The 17,086-nt window shown below is 69.5% G+C and carries 18 protein-coding genes and 3 tRNA genes; 16 read left to right on the top strand and 5 right to left on the bottom strand.

Annotation, left to right across the window (positions count from 1 at the left end; translation table 11 throughout):
- Window positions 1-170: 170 nt before the first annotated feature.
- The 3 genes from QRN44_RS03845 to QRN44_RS03835 all read right to left on the bottom strand — a co-directional run bounded on the left by QRN44_RS03845 (window position 171) and on the right by QRN44_RS03835 (window position 588).
- Window positions 171-243: transfer RNA gene (locus QRN44_RS03845), tRNA-Phe, on the bottom strand.
- A gap of 78 nt (window positions 244-321) precedes the next feature.
- Window positions 322-395: transfer RNA gene (locus QRN44_RS03840), tRNA-Asp, on the bottom strand.
- A 117-nt stretch (window positions 396-512) separates the two neighbouring features.
- Window positions 513-588: transfer RNA gene (locus QRN44_RS03835), tRNA-Glu, on the bottom strand.
- 291 nt (window positions 589-879) lie between these two features.
- Between QRN44_RS03835 and QRN44_RS03830 the strand changes: the two genes are divergently transcribed.
- Entirely contained in the window at window positions 880-2,175 is a 1,296-nt protein-coding gene (locus QRN44_RS03830) for a M23 family metallopeptidase (protein ID WP_285038302.1), read from the top strand.
- Between the two features lie 87 nt (window positions 2,176-2,262).
- Here QRN44_RS03830 and QRN44_RS03825 read toward each other — a convergent pair whose 3' ends face one another.
- The gene (locus QRN44_RS03825) at window positions 2,263-2,754 is read right to left on the bottom strand and encodes an inorganic diphosphatase (RefSeq protein WP_064294335.1); all 492 of its coding nucleotides are present in this window, start codon (window positions 2,752-2,754) and stop codon (window positions 2,263-2,265) included.
- 129 nt (window positions 2,755-2,883) lie between these two features.
- Between QRN44_RS03825 and tilS the strand changes: the two genes are divergently transcribed.
- From tilS to QRN44_RS03770, 11 genes are all read left to right on the top strand, one after another.
- A complete protein-coding gene (tilS, locus tag QRN44_RS03820; RefSeq protein WP_285038301.1) occupies window positions 2,884-3,891 on the top strand; it encodes a tRNA lysidine(34) synthetase TilS in 1,008 nt (335 codons plus the stop codon).
- 62 nt (window positions 3,892-3,953) lie between these two features.
- Window positions 3,954-4,505, top strand: coding sequence for a hypoxanthine phosphoribosyltransferase (hpt, locus tag QRN44_RS03815; RefSeq protein ID WP_064294334.1), 552 nt, complete (start codon window positions 3,954-3,956; stop codon window positions 4,503-4,505).
- A 154-nt stretch (window positions 4,506-4,659) separates the two neighbouring features.
- Window positions 4,660-6,678 carry an ATP-dependent zinc metalloprotease FtsH gene (gene ftsH / locus QRN44_RS03810; RefSeq protein WP_121289504.1) on the top strand — a complete coding sequence of 673 codons (2,019 nt, stop codon included), beginning with the start codon at window positions 4,660-4,662 and terminating at the stop codon, window positions 6,676-6,678.
- A 5-nt stretch (window positions 6,679-6,683) separates the two neighbouring features.
- Window positions 6,684-7,346 carry a GTP cyclohydrolase I FolE gene (gene folE, locus QRN44_RS03805; protein WP_285038300.1) on the top strand — a complete coding sequence of 221 codons (663 nt, stop codon included), beginning with the start codon at window positions 6,684-6,686 and terminating at the stop codon, window positions 7,344-7,346.
- Between the two features lie 4 nt (window positions 7,347-7,350).
- Window positions 7,351-8,154: a dihydropteroate synthase gene (gene folP, locus QRN44_RS03800; protein ID WP_285038299.1), complete on the top strand. Its 804-nt coding sequence runs from the start codon at window positions 7,351-7,353 to the stop codon at window positions 8,152-8,154.
- Complete coding sequence (folB, locus tag QRN44_RS03795) at window positions 8,147-8,536, top strand: dihydroneopterin aldolase (RefSeq protein WP_079003845.1); 390 nt, start codon at window positions 8,147-8,149, stop codon at window positions 8,534-8,536. The genes folP and folB overlap by 8 nt, the downstream gene beginning before the upstream one ends.
- Complete coding sequence (gene folK / locus QRN44_RS03790; protein WP_121289510.1) at window positions 8,536-9,096, top strand: 2-amino-4-hydroxy-6-hydroxymethyldihydropteridine diphosphokinase; 561 nt, start codon at window positions 8,536-8,538, stop codon at window positions 9,094-9,096. Before folB ends, folK begins: the two co-directional genes overlap by 1 nt.
- A complete protein-coding gene (locus tag QRN44_RS03785) occupies window positions 9,093-9,572 on the top strand; it encodes a DUF3180 domain-containing protein (RefSeq protein WP_079001580.1) in 480 nt (159 codons plus the stop codon). Before folK ends, QRN44_RS03785 begins: the two co-directional genes overlap by 4 nt.
- A complete protein-coding gene (locus QRN44_RS03780) occupies window positions 9,529-10,143 on the top strand; it encodes a PH domain-containing protein (protein ID WP_436278692.1) in 615 nt (204 codons plus the stop codon). The genes QRN44_RS03785 and QRN44_RS03780 overlap by 44 nt, the downstream gene beginning before the upstream one ends.
- A complete protein-coding gene (locus tag QRN44_RS03775; protein WP_285038297.1) occupies window positions 10,140-11,954 on the top strand; it encodes a PH domain-containing protein in 1,815 nt (604 codons plus the stop codon). Before QRN44_RS03780 ends, QRN44_RS03775 begins: the two co-directional genes overlap by 4 nt.
- Window positions 11,951-12,664: a Rossmann-like and DUF2520 domain-containing protein gene (locus QRN44_RS03770; protein WP_064294399.1), complete on the top strand. Its 714-nt coding sequence runs from the start codon at window positions 11,951-11,953 to the stop codon at window positions 12,662-12,664. Before QRN44_RS03775 ends, QRN44_RS03770 begins: the two co-directional genes overlap by 4 nt.
- A gap of 79 nt (window positions 12,665-12,743) precedes the next feature.
- Here QRN44_RS03770 and QRN44_RS03765 read toward each other — a convergent pair whose 3' ends face one another.
- Window positions 12,744-13,241, bottom strand: coding sequence for a DoxX family protein (locus tag QRN44_RS03765; RefSeq protein ID WP_285038296.1), 498 nt, complete (start codon window positions 13,239-13,241; stop codon window positions 12,744-12,746).
- Window positions 13,242-13,458: 217 nt separating this feature from the next.
- Here QRN44_RS03765 and lysS point away from each other — a divergent pair, with 217 nt between their 5' ends.
- From lysS to cls, 4 genes are all read left to right on the top strand, one after another.
- Window positions 13,459-14,979, top strand: coding sequence for a lysine--tRNA ligase (gene lysS / locus QRN44_RS03760; RefSeq protein ID WP_079001587.1), 1,521 nt, complete (start codon window positions 13,459-13,461; stop codon window positions 14,977-14,979).
- Between the two features lie 41 nt (window positions 14,980-15,020).
- Window positions 15,021-15,167 carry a hypothetical protein gene (locus QRN44_RS03755; RefSeq protein ID WP_153303387.1) on the top strand — a complete coding sequence of 49 codons (147 nt, stop codon included), beginning with the start codon at window positions 15,021-15,023 and terminating at the stop codon, window positions 15,165-15,167.
- Window positions 15,168-15,308: 141 nt separating this feature from the next.
- Entirely contained in the window at window positions 15,309-15,506 is a 198-nt protein-coding gene (locus QRN44_RS03750) for a hypothetical protein (protein ID WP_213014309.1), read from the top strand.
- Between the two features lie 78 nt (window positions 15,507-15,584).
- Window positions 15,585-17,054, top strand: coding sequence for a cardiolipin synthase (gene cls, locus QRN44_RS03745; protein WP_175116321.1), 1,470 nt, complete (start codon window positions 15,585-15,587; stop codon window positions 17,052-17,054).
- The last annotated feature ends 32 nt before the right edge of the window (window positions 17,055-17,086 follow it).

Here is a 17,086-nt window from a genome sequence, read left to right as displayed (position 1 = left end):
GATTCGAGGCGTCACCCGCGGTACCCGGTCGGTCGCTCGGTGTGCCGGTCTCGATTCCACGCTGCGAGTCTGACCGTCATGGCAGGGGAGTGGCAACTCGTCGGGGCATGCGGTCCGGCCGCAGGGCAAAAAAAGAACCCCCACCATGTAGAAGCTAGGTGGGGGTTCCGTGGCTCCGACGGGCGTCGATCCCGTGACCTCACGATTTTCAGTCGTGCGCTCTACCAACTGAGCTACAGAGCCGAGTACATCAGCTGCACGAACGGCGACGATGTCTCAAAAGCAGAAGCCCTCCCTTGCGAGAGGGCTTCCGACCTTTTGCGACCCTGACGGGACTTGAACCCGCGACCTCCGCCGTGACAGGGCGGCACGCTAACCAACTGCGCTACAGGGCCATACATGTTGAATTGCTGGTGATACGAACTGCGGTGATGCTGGTGTTCCTCGGTGCTTCTCGCAGTCGCGCAGACTCACTATACCTGAATCCGAGCGGCTGTTTTTCCAGTAGTCGGTGGTGACCCCAACGGGATTCGAACCCGTGCTGCCGCCGTGAAAGGGCGGTGTCCTAGGCCGCTAAACGATAGGGCCGCGAAGCCCTGAAGCTTCATGACTACCGAGCGACAAGCATACGGATGAAACCGCCGAATCCAAAATCGGGTTCGCGGAGCCGCGATCGGCACTCCATGCCGGATGTGGCGACAGGCACCGAATGACCACTGCACGGCCCCCGGCCGGGGTTAGCCTCTGGCGTGGACCACTCCCGGATGCCGCGGCCGACGGGAGTGTCCGCAGCCGGTCCCGACCCCCGTCGGGCTAGCGTGGACAGTGGTACCGATGTGACCGATGTGACTGCAGCGAACCGAGATGGGCCCCTACTTCATGAGCAAGAAGCTTGCCGGCGCTTGGCGCCGAAGCCGGACGACCAACGCCGGAGCGGCGTCATCCGTGCGGTGGCGAGCACGCCTCACCGCCGCCATCGTCATGTCGCTCGCGATCGTCGGCTCGTTCGGCGTCGCCGGTCCGGCGTCGGCAGCCGACTACCCCTCGTGGGACGACGTCCAGGCGGCGAAGGGCAACGAGGCCGCCAAGGCCGCCGAAGTCACGAACATCAAGAACTTCATCGTCCAGCTGCAGGACGAACTGCAGGTCGCCCAGGACGAGGCCGAGAAACGCGGCACGGAGTTCCAGGCCGCTGAGGAGGCCTTCTTCGAGGCGGACGCCCGGGCCACCGCGATCCAGTCGCAGGCCGACGCCAAGACGACCGAGGCCGACACCGCCACGAAGCAGGCCGGTCGGGTCGCCTCACAGCTCTACCGCTCCGGCGGCGCCGACCTCAGCCTGAGCCTCTTCCTCGACGGCGAGAGCAAGGGCGCGACCGACCTGTTGTCGAAGCTCGGCAACATGAACCAGGTCGCCGAGCACAGCAACGGCGTCTACGAGCAGGCGGTCGCCGCACGCAACACCGCGGCTGCGCTCGGCGAGCAGGCCGGTGTCGCCCGCGACGAGCGCGAATCGCTCCGACAGGCGGCTCAGACGGCCATGGAGGCCGCCCAGGCGGCGGCGTCCGCGGCGGCGGAGAAGCTCGAGAAGAACCAGGAGTTGATCGTCACGCTCAACGCGCAGCTGACCGCGTTGCAGGACACGACGGCGAAGACGGTTCAGGACTATGAGGCCGGAGTCGCAGCGGCGAAGGCGAAGGCCGCGGCCGAAGCCGCTGCACGGGGGCAGAGCGCCGACGGCGGTCAGCTCAGCAGCCAGGGCTGGGCGATCCCGGCCTCCGGCAGCATCTCGGGCACCTACGGCTACCGCGATCCGATCTCCACGGGCGGCGGCAGCTCGGGCAGCTTCCACCGCGGCACCGACATCGCGGGCGGCTGCGGGATCCCGATCTACGCGGCTACCTCCGGCACCGTGACCTACGCCGGTTGGTACGGCACCTACGGCAACTTCATCCTCATCGACCACGGCTCCGGCGTCTCGACCGGCTACGCGCACATCGTGAACGGCGGCATCCAGGTCGGCGTCGGCTACCAGGTCTCCGCCGGACAGGTCATCGCCTACGTCGGCACGACCGGCGCTTCGACCGGCTGCCACCTGCACTTCGAGGTCCGCATCAACGGCAGCGCGATCGACGCGCAGCCGTTCATGGCCGACCGCGGGGCGCCGCTCGGCTGATCGAGCGCAGCGACCCGCACGACGAAGCGGCCGGCACCCTCGGGTGCCGGCCGCTTCGTCATGCGGTGTGCGGAGGTCCGCAGGGGGTCAGTGCCCCTCCGCCTTGAGCTTGTCGAAGCCCGCGAGGATGATCTTCTCGGCCGCTGCGGCGTCGCCCCAGCCGTCGATCCGCGCCCACTTGCCGGGCTCGGTGTCCTTGTAGTGGACGAAGAAGTGCTCGATCTCGTCGCGCGTCGCCTGCGGGATGTCGTTCAGGTCCTGGATGTGCGACCAGCGCGGGTCCTTGTACTGCACGGCGATGACCTTGTCGTCGCCGCCGCCGTCGTCCGTCATGTGCAGCACACCGACGGGGCGGACCTTGATGCCGACGCCCGGGAAGGTCGGGAAGTCGAGCAGGACCAGGACGTCGACCGGGTCGCCGTCCTCGCCAAGGGTGTTCTCGAAGAAGCCGTAGTCGGCGGGGTAGACGAAGCTCGTGAACAGGACGCGGTCCAGGAAGACCCGACCGGTCTCGTGGTCGATCTCGTACTTGTTGCGGCTGCCCCGCGGGATCTCGATGACGGCGTCGTACTCGGCCATAAGCCTGCTCCTTGCGCGGTTGGATGACATGGAGTCGGCGCGGTCGCCGACGAGGACCAACCATAACCGATGCGTCCCGGAGCGAACGGCGTGGGGAGGCGCTCGGCGCGGTGCAATAGCGTGGTCCGCGTGAACGACGTCCGACCCCCGCTCCACCCGTCCGTCGCCGCCCTGCGGAAGGCGGTGCGCGATGCGCTCGCGGGCACGGCGCCAGCGGCGACGCGTGACGTCGCCGGTGCCGACCTGCTCGTCGCGCTGAGCGGTGGCGCCGACTCGCTCGCGCTCGCCGCCGCGACCGCGTTCGAAGCCGGAAAGGTCGGTCTGCGGGCCGGCGCCGTGATCGTCGACCACGGACTGCAAGCGGGCTCGGCCGACGTCGCAGCGCGCGCCGCGGACCAGGCGCGTGCCCTCGGGCTCGACCCCGTCCTCGTCCGCGTCGTCGAGGTGGGCTCCGAGGGTGGACCGGAGGCCGCGGCACGGGCGGCCCGGTACACCGCGCTCGACGCCGCCCGGGTCGAGGTCGGTGCGTCCCTGGTGCTGCTCGCGCACACCCTCGACGACCAGGCGGAGACCGTGCTCCTCGGCCTCGCTCGCGGGTCGGGCACGGGTAGCCTCCAGGGCATGGCGCCCGTCTCCGGTGCACTCCTCCGACCGCTGCTCGGGATCCGACGCTCACAGACCCGCGAGGCGTGCGCGGCCGAAGGACTCGAACCGTGGCACGACCCGCACAACACCGACGACGCCTACGCGCGGGTCCGGGTCCGGGAACGGGTCCTGCCGGTGCTCGAGGCGGAGCTCGGGCCGGGGATCGCCGAGGCCCTCGCCCGCACCGCCGACGCCGCCCGAGAGGATGCGGACGCGTTCGAGGAGATGATCGAGGAGACCATCGAGGAGCTCGTGGAGCACGCCGAGGCCGGGATCTCCGTCAGCGCCGGGGCACTCGCCGCCAATCCGGCGGCGCTCCGCCAGCGCATCATCCGGTACATCGTGCAGAGCGAGTTCGGCGTGTCACTCACGAGGTCGCAGACGATCGAGGTCGCGCGGCTCGTCACCGATTGGGCGGGCCAGGGGCCGATCGACCTGCCCGGCCTGACGGCGTCCCGGCATGCGGGACGCATCGTCTTCGCGGCCCGCTGACCGACGAGCTCTCCGAGCAGGAGGCGCACGGGCGTCCCGGTCATCTCGCATACACTCGACGCATGGAGCAGAGCGACATTTCCGACGACCTCACGACCATCCTCGTCACCGAGCAGGAGATCCGCGACAAGCTCGCCGAACTCGCCCGGCAGATCGAGACCGACTACGCCGGGAAGGACGTCCTGCTCGTCGGCGTCCTGAAGGGTGCGGTCATGGTCATGGCCGACCTCGCGCGCGAACTCCGCATCCCGCTCTCGATGGACTGGATGGCCGTCAGCTCGTACGGCGCCGGCACGAAGTCGAGCGGTGTCGTCCAGATCCGCAAAGACCTCGACGCGGACCTCACCGGCCGCCACGTCCTGATCGTCGAGGACATCATCGACTCCGGCCTCACCCTCTCCTGGCTGCTCGAGAACTTCGCCTCGCGAGGAGCCGCGTCCATCGAGGTCTGCGCGCTCCTCCGCAAGCCCGAGGCCGCCAAGGTGCACGTCGAGTGCAAGTACGTCGGTTTCGACATCCCGAACGACTTCGTCGTCGGGTACGGCCTCGACTTCGACGAGAAGTACCGCAACCTCCGCGACGTCGGCGTCCTCGCCCCGCACGTCTACGCCTGAACCACTCCACCGACCTCACACCGCACCCCTGTTAAGCCCACGGCAAACACAGGGGAGGCATCCAGCGGCGAGGGGGTAGCCTGATTCGCGACGCGGCTCCGCCCGTCGACCCCTCCTGCAGAAAGGGAACGGGCCAGCCCCGGCCTCTCAACTTATGAACGTCAAGCGTCTCTTCAAGGGTCCCATCCCGTACCTCATCATCGCCGCCCTGGTCTTCTGGATCGGCATCAGCCTGATGAGCATGAACGGCTTCCGTGAGGTCTCCACGCAAGAGGGTCTCGCCTTCCTCGAGAAGGGGCAGGTCAAGGAGGCCGTCATCACCGACGGCGACCAGCGCGTCGACCTCACGCTGACGAAGGCCGACGACGAGTTCGGCAAGCAGGTGCAGTTCTACTACGTCGGCGCCCGTGCGGCCGACGTGGTCGAGGCCGTCGACGCCGCAGACCCGTCCGGTGGCTACAACGACAAGGTGCCCCAGCCCAGCTGGCTCCTGTCGATGCTCGGACTCCTCCTCCCGCTGCTGCTCATCGGTGTCTTCTTCTGGCTGATGCTCTCCGGCATGCAGGGCGGCGGCAACAAGGTCATGCAGTTCGGCAAGTCCAAGGCGAAGCTCGTCTCGAAGGAGTCGCCGAAGGTGACCTTCGACGACGTCGCCGGTGCCGACGAGGCGATCGAGGAACTCGAGGAGATCAAGGACTTCCTCAAGGAGCCCGCGAAGTTCCAGGCCGTCGGCGCGCGCATCCCGAAGGGCGTCCTGCTGTACGGCCCTCCCGGAACGGGCAAGACGCTCCTCGCCCGCGCCGTCGCCGGTGAAGCCGGTGTGCCGTTCTACTCGATCTCCGGTTCCGACTTCGTCGAGATGTTCGTCGGTGTCGGTGCGAGCCGCGTCCGCGACCTCTTCCAGCAGGCCAAGGAGAACTCGCCCGCGATCATCTTCGTCGACGAGATCGACGCCGTCGGTCGCCACCGCGGCGCCGGCATGGGCGGCGGTCACGACGAGCGCGAGCAGACCCTCAACCAGCTCCTCGTCGAGATGGACGGCTTCGACGTCAAGACGAACGTCATCCTGATCGCCGCGACCAACCGTCCCGACATCCTCGACCCCGCGCTGCTGCGCCCGGGCCGCTTCGACCGCCAGATCGGCGTCGACGCCCCCGACCTCGCCGGTCGCAAGAAGATCCTCGAGGTGCACGGCAAGGGCAAGCCGCTCGCCGCGAGCGTCGACCTCGAGGTCGTCGCCCGCAAGTCGCCCGGCTTCACCGGTGCCGACCTCGCCAACGTCCTCAACGAGGCCGCACTGCTCACGGCGCGCTCCAACGCGCAGCTGATCGACAACCGCGCACTCGACGAGGCCATCGACCGTGTCATCGCCGGCCCGCAGCGCCGCACGCGCGTCATGCGCGAGCAGGAGAAGCTCATCACCGCGTACCACGAGGGCGGTCACGCGCTCGCTGCAGCGGCGATGAACAACACCGACCCCGTCACGAAGGTCACGATCCTTCCGCGCGGCCGCGCCCTCGGCTACACGATGGTCCTGCCCCTCGAGGACAAGTACTCCGTCACGCGCAACGAGCTGCTCGACCAGCTCGCCTACGCGATGGGCGGCCGCGTCGCCGAGGAGCTCGTCTTCCACGACCCGACCACGGGTGCGTCGAACGACATCGAGAAAGCCACGGGCATCGCTCGCAAGATGGTCACCGAGTACGGCATGACCACCGACGTCGGCGCCGTCAAGCTCGGGCAGTCCTCGGGCGAGATGTTCCTCGGCCGCGACATGGGCCACCAGCGCGACTACTCGGAGGAGATCGCGCAGCGCGTCGACGCTCAGGTCCGCGAGCTCATCGAGGCCGCACACGACGAAGCCTGGCAGGTCATCACGACCAACCGGGCCGTGCTCGACCGCCTCGCCGCCGAGCTGATGGAGAAGGAGACCCTCGACCACGTCCAGCTGGCCGAGATCTTCAAGGACGTCAAGAAGCTCCCGCCGCGCCCTGTCTGGCTGTCCAGCGAGAAGCGTCCCGTCGGGTCGGGTTCGGCCGTCGGTTCCGCATCGTTCACCGCACCCATCGACTCCGGTGCGGCCGATGGTGGCGTGAGCTCGGAGCCCGAGCCCGAGGCTCCCGCGAAGCCCAAGCGCACCCGCGCGACGAAGCCGCGACCGGCGACCGCCTAGCCCGCATGACCCACGGCGAGCACACCGCGGACGACGCGGTCGCAGCCGCGCAGGCCGAGCCCGATCAGGGCTCGGCCTCGCGGTCGTCGGTGGACCGGGAACGGATCGCCGCAGCGGTCCTCGAGATCCTCGAGGCGATCGGCGAGGACCCCTCCCGCGACGGCCTCGCCGACACCCCCTCGCGCGTCGCCGACGCGTACGCGGAGTTCTTCGGCGGCGTCGGCCAGGACGCCGGCGTGCACCTGGCCCGCCCCATCCCGATCGAGGAGGGCGCGACCAGCGACGTCGTGCTCGTCCGGGACATCGCCTTCCGTTCCGTGTGCGAGCACCATCTGCTCCCGTTCCTCGGCACGGCGCACATCGCCTACCTGCCCGACGAACTCGTCATCGGCCTCGGTGCCCTGCCGAAGCTCGTCGACACACTCGCCTCGCGCCCGCAGGTCCAGGAGCGGCTGAGCGAGCAGATCGCCGACACCCTCGTCGAGCGGCTCGCGCCTCGCGGCGTCCTCGTCGTGCTCCAGGCCGCGCACGGCTGCGTCTCGATGCGCGGATCGCGCCAGCTGACGAGCACCACCGTCACCATCGCCAGCCGTGGAGCCCTGGCCGATCCGGCCGCGCGGGCCGAGCTGATGGTCCTGATCGGCGCGTCCGCCGACCAGGCGGGGTGATCGCATGTTCCAGATCATGGGCGTCGTCAACGTCACCCCCGACTCGTTCAGCGACGGCGGCCGGTACCTCGACGTCGACGACGCCGTCGCCCACGGGCTCGAGCTCATCGCGGCCGGCGCCACCATCATCGACGTCGGCGGCGAATCGACGCGGCCCGGTGCCGCCCGGGTCGACACCCGCGAGGAGCAGCACCGGGTCGCACCCGTCATCGCGGCGTTGGCCGCCGCTGGTGCGCGAGTGAGTATCGACACGATGAACGCGGACACCGCCAGTGCGGCGGCCGACGCCGGTGCCTCGATCATCAACGACGTCTCCGGTGGCCTCGCCGACGACCGGATGCCGGGCGTGATGGCGGCGTCCGGTCTCGACTGCGTCATCAGCCACTGGCGCGGACACTCGGCCGACATGGCGAGCCGCGCCACCTACACCGATGCGGCGGTCGACGTCGCTCGCGAACTCGACGACCGGGTGACGACCCTCCGCGCTCAGGGCGTCGACCCCGGCCGGATCGTCGTCGATCCGGGCCTCGGGTTCTCCAAGCACGCCGAGCACAACTGGCGCATCCTCGCCCGACTCGACCTGCTGCGCGAGCTCGGGTACCCGGTGCTGGTGGGCGCGTCCCGCAAACGGTTCATCGGAGCACTCCTCCCCGAGGACGCCCCGATGGAGGCGCGCGATCTGCCGAGCGCCGTGGTGAGCGTGCTGGCCGCGCAGGCCGGAGCCTGGGGTGTGCGCGTCCACGACGTCGCCGCCACCAGACTCGCTCTCGATACCCTCGATGCATGGCAAGGTGGAGCCGATGACTGATTCGATCACCCTCACGGGCCTGCGGGCGTTCGCGCACCACGGCGTCTTCGACTTCGAGCGCGAGGCCGGACAGGAGTTCGTCATCGACGTCACCGTGTCGCTGGACCTCCGCCCGGCCGCCGGCGGCGACGAGCTCGGCGCGACCATGCACTACGGAGAGCTCGCCGAAGCGGTCGTGGCGGCCGTCGAGCGCGACCCGGTCGACCTCATCGAGACCGTGGCCGAGCGCATCGCCGACGTGGTGCTCGCGAACGAGCGCGCGGAAGCGGTCCGGGTCACGGTGCACAAACCGAGCGCCCCCATCACGGTGCCCTTCGCGGACGTGGCGGTGACGATCGAGCGCACCCAGGCCGACCGTACTGCGACCGGGCGGGCCGTCTGATGGTCTCGCGCACACCGATCCACGACCCCGCCCGTCGGCCCGGACCGCCGAAGCCTCGCGCCGTCTGGGCCGTCGTGGCCATCGGGGCCAACCTGGGGGACCGCCGCGCGACGATCGCACAGGCGGTGGAAGACCTCGCCGCCGTCGACGGGGTGCTCGAGGTGCGCCCGTCGCCGCTCGTCTCGAGCGCGGCCGTCAAGCCTGCCGGCGTCGACGAGTCTGCTCCCGCCTACCTCAACGGTGTCGCGGCCGTCCGCACCCGCCTCCAGCCGCACGCGCTCCTCGACGAACTCCAGCGGATCGAACTCGCGCACGGCCGCGTCCGCGAGGAGCGCTGGGGCGACCGGACGCTCGACCTCGACCTCATCGCCTACGACGACGAGACGATCGACGACGATCGCCTGACGGTCCCGCACCCGCGAGCCGCCGAGCGCGGGTTCGTCGTCGTGCCCTGGCTGCTCCTCGACCCCGACGCGACGCTGCCCGGCGTCGGCCGACTCGACACCCTCGCGGCCGCCAAGGACGGCTCCGTGGTCCCCGACGACGGCAGGCACCCGTGACCCGCACCACCGCGACACCGCTCATCGTCCTCGCCGGGGTGGGCGTCGTCGTCGGCTTCCTCGTCGAGGTCGCGATGGTCTCCGGCGGACGCGCGTCGATCATCCCGCCCGTCACCCTCGCGGTCTCGCTCGTGGCGGTCGCGATCATCCTCATCGCCCTGTCCTGGCCGATCCGCCGCAGCACGACCGGTCGCGCCACCCGCCGGATCGACCCGTTCCGCGCCATGCGGGTCGCCGCGCTCGCGAAGGCCTCGAGTCATGCCGGCTCCCTGGTGGCGGGGGCGACCGTCGGGATCCTGCTCTTCGTCCTGACCCGCCCGATCCTGCCCGCGATAGGCTCGTTGTGGCTGGTGATCGCGTCCATCGTGGGATCGGTCGCACTCGTCGTCGCCGCCTTGGTGGCCGAGTGGTTCTGCACCGTTCCGAAGGATGATGATGACGACGCCGCACCCGGGGGAGCCCCGTCCCACACCTGATCAGCCCGCTGAACGGCCGCTGATCGAGACGCCGCTGGAGGAGCTGTCGTCGTCGGAGACGGTCCACGCCGGTCCCGCGGAGCAGAGCGGCAAGCGACTCGAGCTGCCTGATGCCGAGTGGCGCCGCGTGAGTCGCAAGCTCATCGCCGTCGAGTTCATCTCCGAGGGTGCCGGCCTCGTGCTCGTCACGGCGGCCGTGGTCTTCGTCGCGCTCGTCTGGGACTGGACCTGGATCTGGTGGCCGTTCGCCGCCTTCGCCGTGATCTCCCTGATCGCCGCGGCGTTCATCCCGCGCCGCATCCGATCGATCGGGTATCAACTGCGCGCGGACGACCTGTTGTTCCGCCGAGGGATCATGTGGCAGCGCTTCGTCGCCGTGCCGTACGGGCGCATGCAGCTCGTCGACATCAACCGCGGGCCCCTCTCGCGGGCGTTCGGCCTCGCCGACCTCAAGTTCGTGACCGCCTCCGCCTCGACCGGAGTGGTGATCAACGGGCTGCCGGAAGCCGAGGCCGAGGGGCTGCGCGACCATCTGGTCGCCGTGGCGGAGAGCCGGCGGACCGGACTGTGAGCGAGCACCAGGCGGCAGGACCGCCGGAGCGGTTCGAGGCTCCGGCCACGGGTCCTCGGGTGAAGCCGACGGCCGAGGCGATCGTCCCACGGGTGGCCGGACAGAGTCTCGTCGACGGGCAGTGGCACCGGCTGCATCCGGCGACGCCGTTGCTCCGAGGTGGGATCGCGTTCGTCGCCATCCTCGGCATCGTCATCGCGAACCTCCGCGAGAGACTCATCGAGTTCTTCATCCCCGCTCCGGGGATGGAGCAGCCGACCGACCCGATCGACTACATCCTCAACCACGGCTTCGTCGGGTGGGTGCTCCTCGCGATCGCCGTCGGGCTCATCGTGGTGATCGCCGTGTTCTGGTTCTCCTGGCGCATGCACACCTTCCGGGTCACCGACGAGGCGGTGGAGGTGCGCAGCGGCATCCTGTTCCGCACGAACCGCAAAGCCAAGCTCGACCGCATCCAGGGCGTCTCCATCGAGAAGCCGCTCCTCGCCAGGCTCATCGGGGCCTCCCGCATCAACGTGAGCGTCGCGGGCCAGGACGCGAACGTCAAACTCGAGTACCTGTACGGTGCCGACGCCGACGGCCTCCGCCGGGACGTACTCACGCTCGCGAGCGGGGTGAAGCTCGCCGAACGCCGGCAGGCCGCAGCAACCGTCGACCCGGCCGACCCGACCCTGCCGCCGCAATCGGTGCCCGACGGCGCCGGCGGGGTGTCCCGGTTCGTCACCGAGCGCGTCGACGACTTCATCTCGCCCGAACTCGACCCGGAGGAGGCGGTGCCGGACTCCGTCGTCCGCTTGACGCTCGGGCGCCTGGTCGGGTCCACGCTGCTCAGCCCGTTCACCGTGATCGTCCTGATCTCGGTCGTGGTCGGTGTCGTGCTCCTCGTCAACGGCCTGGACTGGGCCTGGTTCTGGCTCGTCCCCATGGTGCTGAGTCTCGGTGCCTTCGTCTGGTCGAGCGTGACGAAGTCGCTGCGCTACAGCATCGCCGCGACCCCCTCGGGCGTCCGCATCGGCTTCGGGCTCTTCTCGACGACCAACGACACCGTCCCGCCCGGCCGGATCCATGCGATCGAGGTGTCTCAGCCCATCATCTGGCGGCCGTTCGGCTGGTGGCGGGTGCGGATCAACAAGGCCGGCCTGTCGCTGGAGCAGGCTGCTCGCGGTGCGACGAGCAACACGGTGTTGCCGGTCGGGTCGCTCGTGGACGCCGCGCAGGTCGTGGAGTTGATGCTCGCGGGCCGCATCGACGGCAGCGCCTGGGCGCCCCTGCAATCGGCCCTCGCCACACGCGACGGCGTCGGTTTCGTGGGCTCACCCCGTCGCTCGCGATGGATCAACTGGTTCTCCTGGCGTCGTACCGGCTACGCCCTGCGGGACGGGATGCTGCTGTTCCGGCAGGGGGTGGTCTGGCGCAGACTCCACATCCTTCCGCTTGCACGCCTGCAGAGCATCCGGATCGACCAGGGGCCGCTCCTGCGCGCGCTCGACCTCGCCTCCGCGACCGCGCACACGGTCCCCGGCCCGGTGATCGCCAAGCTTCCGGCCATGGCCCGCGACGAGGCGGTGCGGATGTTCGACGCGGCGTCGGCGGCGATCGTGGTCGCACAGTCGAACGATCGCAGCCACCGGTGGGCGAGCTCCGACCCTGAGCACCAGCCGTCCGAGGCGCAGGCGACGGCCCCCTACCTCGATGAGCCGACGGCGCAGTCCGCGTCGGTGACGCGGCCGGACGCCGAGCCGTGGCAGGAGCAGCGGCCGACTCCGTCCGTCCCACTCCCGACGACCGACCACGACCGGAGGACCACGTGAGCGCGGAACGACGGAGTGCAAGACTCGGCATCGGGATCATCGGGAGTGGTCGCGTCGGCCCGGTCATCGGAGCGGCGCTCGGGGGAGCCGGACACGCGATCGTCGGCATCACCGCGGTGTCGGAGGAGAGCCTCGAACGGGCGAACGCCCTGTTGCCGGACGTCCCGGTGCTCGATCCGACCGAGGTGGTCGAGCGGAGTGAACTCGTCGTCATCGCCGTACCGGATGCGCAACTCGCGTCGTTGGTCGAAGGGCTCGCGGCGGTCGGTGCGTGGCAGCCGGGTCAGCTCGTCGCCCACACCTCGGCTCGGTTCGGGACCGCAGTCCTCGCTCCCGCCGCGAAGGCCGGCGCCATCCCGTTGGCATTGCACCCCGCGATGGTGTTCACCGGGACGAGCCTCGACCTCGCCCGGCTCCACGAGACGTCGTTCGCCGTGACCGCACCGGCCCCGGTCCAACCGATCGGGCAGGCGCTCGTGGTCGAGATGGGCGCGGAGCCCGTGATCATCGCCGAGGCCGATCGAGCGGCCTACGCCGAAGCGGTGGAGACGGCCGCGAGCTTCTCCCGCGCGGTCGTGCAGCAGGCGACGGGGCTGCTCCAGGACATCGGCGTGGAGAACGCCGGCGGTTTCCTGTCCTCGCTCGTGCGGTCGTCGGTCGACGAGGCCCTGCGCGGTGCGACGACGCCCGACGTCGACGAGCTGCTCTAGCCGGGTGGACGGACCACCGCCCGCCCACCCGAGTCGGGGCGGGCGGGCGGGCGGGCGGGTCCGAGTCAGCCGACCCGTGTCAGCGGCTGCGGCGGCGACGGATCAACGCGTCGACGGCGAGTCGGCCCGGGCCCGCGAGGGTGAGCGCGATCGACGCGAGTGCGAGCAGCATGACGTACTCGAAGCCACCGTCGGCGGCGTAGAACCCCGCCGGCAGGTGCACGAGCACCATCGCCACGGCCATCGTCACCGCGAGCAGGGCGCCCACGATGCGCGTGCCGAGGCCGACGATGAGCAGCAGGCCACCGACCACCTCGAGACCGGCGACGACGACCGCCGCGACCTCGGGAGCCGGGATGCCCATGCCGCCGAACCCGGAGGCGACGCCAGGGATCGAGTCGACGAGGAACTTCTGGAGCCCGTGCGCGATGAAGACCACGCCGAGGGCCAGGCGCAGGAGGAGGAGACCGGCGTCGATCCCCGCCTGTCCGCGCGTCACGGCGGGGGAGGCCGGGGCGGGTGGGACGGTGGTGGCGTCGCGGTGGTCGGTGTGCTGGTGGTCGGAGAGCGTCGTCATGACGAGCCTTTCGAGTTCGTTTCCGGCGTCGGTGCCCCCGATCGGGACTCCTGTCCTTCGAGCCAAGCACGGCCCGGGTACCCGGCGATGTCCTCCGAATGGTTGTTCGCAGACCCTTGTCAGGCCGTCGATAGCCGGTTCATAGGAAGCCGGCCGTGCGCACGGCCCGCACGGTCCCCGGTAAACTCCAGTGACCGCACGAGGAGAATCCCACCGCATGACTGACACGACGCCAGAGCCGATCGACGACGCAGCAGAGCAGGCAGAGCTCTCCGAGCAGAAGGCCGTCCGGCTCGCGAAGCGCCAGCGCCTCATCGACGAGGCGACGTCGGGTGCCGGTGGCGCCTACCCCGTCACCCTCCCCATCACCGACACGATCCCGGCGGTGCGCGCCCGCTTCGGTGAGCTCCAGCCCGATGAGGCCACCGGCGTCACGGTCGGCGTCGCGGGTCGCGTCGTGCACCTGCGCAACACCGGCAAGCTCTGCTTCGCCAGCCTCCAGTCGGGCGACGGCAGCCGCATCCAGGCGATGGTGAGCCTCGCCAGCGTCGGCGACGAACAGCTCGCGGCCTGGAAGGAGCTCGTCGACCTCGGCGACCACGTCTTCGTCTCCGGCGAGGTCATCTCCAGCCGCCGCGGCGAACTGTCGATCATGGTGGCCGAGTGGACCATCGCGGCGAAGGCGATCCTGCCCCTGCCGAACCTCCACAACGAGCTCAACGAGGAGACGAGGGTCCGGAGCCGGTACCTCGACCTCATCGCCCGCGACCAGGCGCGCAAGAACGTGCTCGACCGGGCCAAGACGGTCGCGAGCCTCCGCCAGACCTTCACGGAGCGCGACTTCGTCGAGGTCGAGACGCCGATGCTCCAGGTCATGCACGGTGGAGCCTCGGCCCGCCCGTTCGTCACCCACTCGAACGCGTTCGACACCGAGCTCTACCTGCGCATCGCGCCCGAACTGTACTTGAAGCGCGCCGTCGTCGGCGGCATCGACCACGTCTACGAGATCAACCGCAACTTCCGCAACGAGGGCGCCGACTCCACGCACAGCCCCGAGTTCGCCATGCTCGAGGCGTACGAGGCCTACGGCGACTACGGCACCATGGCCGACCTCACGCAGACCCTCATCCAGAACGCCGCGCTCGCGACGAGCGGGAGCCACGTCGTCACCTGGGCCGACGGCACGCAGTTCGACCTCGGTGGCGAGTGGGACCGCATCTCGATGTTCGAGAGCCTGTCGGCCGCGGCGGGTGTCGAGATCACTCCGCAGACGCCGATCGAGGAACTCAAGGCGCTCGCCGAGCGTGAAGGCGTCGAGGTCCCGCACCCCATCCACGGCAAGTACGTCGAGGAGCTGTGGGAGCACTTCGTCAAGGGTGGCCTCGAGCGCCCGACCTTCGTCATGGACTTCCCCGTCGACACGAGCCCGCTCGTGCGCGCCCACCGCTCGATCGAGGGCGCCGTCGAGAAGTGGGACCTCTACGTCCGCGGCTTCGAGCTCGCCACCGGCTACTCCGAACTCGTCGACCCGGTCGTGCAGCGCGAACGCTTCATCGAGCAGGCGAAGCTCGCGGCGCAGGGCGACGTCGAGGCCATGCGTCTCGACGAGGAGTTCCTGCGGGCGCTCGAGTTCGGGATGCCGCCGTCCGGCGGCATGGGGATGGGCATCGACCGACTCCTCATGGCGCTGACCGGTCTCGGCATCCGCGAGACGATCCTCTTCCCCCTGGTCAAGTAGCGGCCACCCGGCAGCACGACCACCGACAGTCAGGCGCGACGATGAGCATGATGGACCCCGGCGACCACCAGGACCCGAAGAAGCAGGGGCCGACGACGGCGCGCATCACGATCTGGATCGTGGTCGGCGGCATCGGCCTGTACCTCGTCGTCAGCGGTCTGTGGGGCGCTCTCGCCGGAGGCTCCTGAGCCGGCTGCGCGCCCGTTCGGGATCGCGCCACCACGTCGTTCCGGTCCCTGGGCCGGCTCTCCCGTCTCTGAGCCGGCTCTCCGGTCCCCTGGGCCGGCTCTCCGGTCCCTGAGCCTGTTGAAGGGCGGTACGATTGACGGGTGATCGAAGACTACTGGCTCAACGCGCTCTGGTCGCTGCTGCCCACCGTGGTCGTCGGCATCATCTTCTGGGTCGTCATGCGCGCCATCCTGCGGTCCGACCGCAACGAGCGCAAGGCGTACGCGCAGGTCGAGGCGGAGCAGCGCGCGAAGCTCGGTCTCCCACCGGTCGAGCCCTCCGGCCCCCGCGAGGTCTGACCCGCACGTATCACGTGGCGAGGTCGCTCCACAGCTGTCCGGCATGGTCAGTAGGCTGGAGCCTCGGCAGCTGAGCGGATGGGCGACATGACGATCGAGTTCTCCTGGAACTGGCTGGGCATCACGGCCCTCGTCCTGGACTTCATCATCCGTGTCATCGCGGTGATCGTCGTCCCGCGCAACCGGCGCCCCACCGCGGGGATGGCCTGGCTGCTCGCGATCTTCCTCATCCCGTACGTCGGTGTCATCGCCTTCCTCCTCATCGGGAACCCGAAACTGCCGCGGGCGCGCCGGCGGAAGCAGTACGACATCAACGTCTACATCCGCCAGACGACGCGCGACCTCGTCAAGGCGAACCTGACGTCGAACGCGCCGGCCTGGTTCCGCTCGGTCGTGACGCTCAACCGCAATCTCGGATCGATGCCGCTGCAGGGCGGGAACACCGCGAGTCTCATCGGTGACTACGAGGCATCACTGCACGCCATGGCCGAGGAGGTCGACCGCGCCGAGCAGTTCGTGCACGTCGAGTTCTACATCCTCACCTGCGACCGCACCACGAAGCCGTTCTTCGACGCCCTCGAGCGTGCGGTGGACCGCGGCGTCACGGTCCGAGTGCTGCTCGACCACTTCGCGAGCTGGCGGACCCCCGACTACAAGCACACGCTGAAGCGCCTCACCACGATGGGTGCCCAGTGGGCGCTCATGCTGCCGCTCCAGCCGTTCAAGGGCAAGTTCCAGCGTCCCGACCTCCGGAACCACCGCAAGATGGTGATCGTCGACGGCGCGGTCGCGTTCATGGGCTCGCAGAACATGATCGACCGGAGTTACAACAAGCCGGGCAACATCAAGCGTGGTCTCCAGTGGCAGGAGCTCATGACGCGGGTGGAGGGCCCCGGGGTCGCGGGGATCAACACGATCTTCCTGAGCGACTGGTACAGCGAGACGGGCGACGTCCTGTCCCACGAGGTCGGCCTGCTCGACGCCCGACCGGTGGGCGACCTCGAACTGCAGGTCGTACCGAGCGGGCCGGGGTTCGACGGCGACAACAACCTCAAGTTGTTCCTCACCCTCATCTACGCGGCTCAGCGGCGCATCGTCATCACGAGTCCGTACTTCGTACCCGACGAGTCGTTGCTCGCAGCGGTCACGACCGCCGTCCAGCGCGGTGTGCCGGTCGACCTGTTCGTGTCGGAGATCGGCGACCAGGCGATGGTGTGGCACGCGCAGCGCTCCTACTACGAGGCGCTCCTGCGGGCCGGCGTGCGGATCTTCCAGTACCCGGCGCCGTACATCCTGCATGCGAAGCACTTCACGATCGACGACGACGTCGCCGTGATCGGATCGAGCAACATGGACATGCGTTCCTTCGGTCTCAACCTGGAGGTCTCGCTCATGGTCCGCGGTCGCGAGTTCGTCCAGGAGATGCGGGGCGTCGAAGACGGATACCGGGAGATCAGTAAGGAACTGACGCTCGCGGAATGGTTGAAACAGCCGCTGCGGTCGACGGTGCTCGACAACCTCGCGCGGCTCACCTCCGCGCTCCAGTAGGCGTCACCCGTCGCCGCACCGACGCCCCGATC

It is taken from the genome of Plantibacter sp. lyk4-40-MEA-4 (assembly GCF_030209415.1).
Lineage (GTDB): Bacteria > Actinomycetota > Actinomycetes > Actinomycetales > Microbacteriaceae > Plantibacter > Plantibacter flavus_A.
This window is presented reverse-complemented; position numbering and strand designations above follow the sequence as displayed.

Coding starts and splice junctions, on each gene's coding strand:
- folE (WP_285038300.1), top strand. CDS start 6,684: ATGACCCACGGCGAGCACACCGCGGACGACGCGGTCGCAGCCGCGCAG.
- ftsH (WP_121289504.1), top strand. CDS start 4,660: ATGAACGTCAAGCGTCTCTTCAAGGGTCCCATCCCGTACCTCATCATC.
- folB (WP_079003845.1), top strand. CDS start 8,147: ATGACTGATTCGATCACCCTCACGGGCCTGCGGGCGTTCGCGCACCAC.
- folK (WP_121289510.1), top strand. CDS start 8,536: ATGGTCTCGCGCACACCGATCCACGACCCCGCCCGTCGGCCCGGACCG.
- QRN44_RS03765 (WP_285038296.1), bottom strand. CDS start 13,241: ATGACGACGCTCTCCGACCACCAGCACACCGACCACCGCGACGCCACC.
- lysS (WP_079001587.1), top strand. CDS start 13,459: ATGACTGACACGACGCCAGAGCCGATCGACGACGCAGCAGAGCAGGCA.
- QRN44_RS03780 (WP_436278692.1), top strand. CDS start 9,529: ATGATGACGACGCCGCACCCGGGGGAGCCCCGTCCCACACCTGATCAG.
- QRN44_RS03755 (WP_153303387.1), top strand. CDS start 15,021: ATGAGCATGATGGACCCCGGCGACCACCAGGACCCGAAGAAGCAGGGG.
- folP (WP_285038299.1), top strand. CDS start 7,351: ATGTTCCAGATCATGGGCGTCGTCAACGTCACCCCCGACTCGTTCAGC.
- hpt (WP_064294334.1), top strand. CDS start 3,954: ATGGAGCAGAGCGACATTTCCGACGACCTCACGACCATCCTCGTCACC.
- QRN44_RS03825 (WP_064294335.1), bottom strand. CDS start 2,754: ATGGCCGAGTACGACGCCGTCATCGAGATCCCGCGGGGCAGCCGCAAC.
- QRN44_RS03830 (WP_285038302.1), top strand. CDS start 880: ATGAGCAAGAAGCTTGCCGGCGCTTGGCGCCGAAGCCGGACGACCAAC.
- cls (WP_175116321.1), top strand. CDS start 15,585: ATGGGCGACATGACGATCGAGTTCTCCTGGAACTGGCTGGGCATCACG.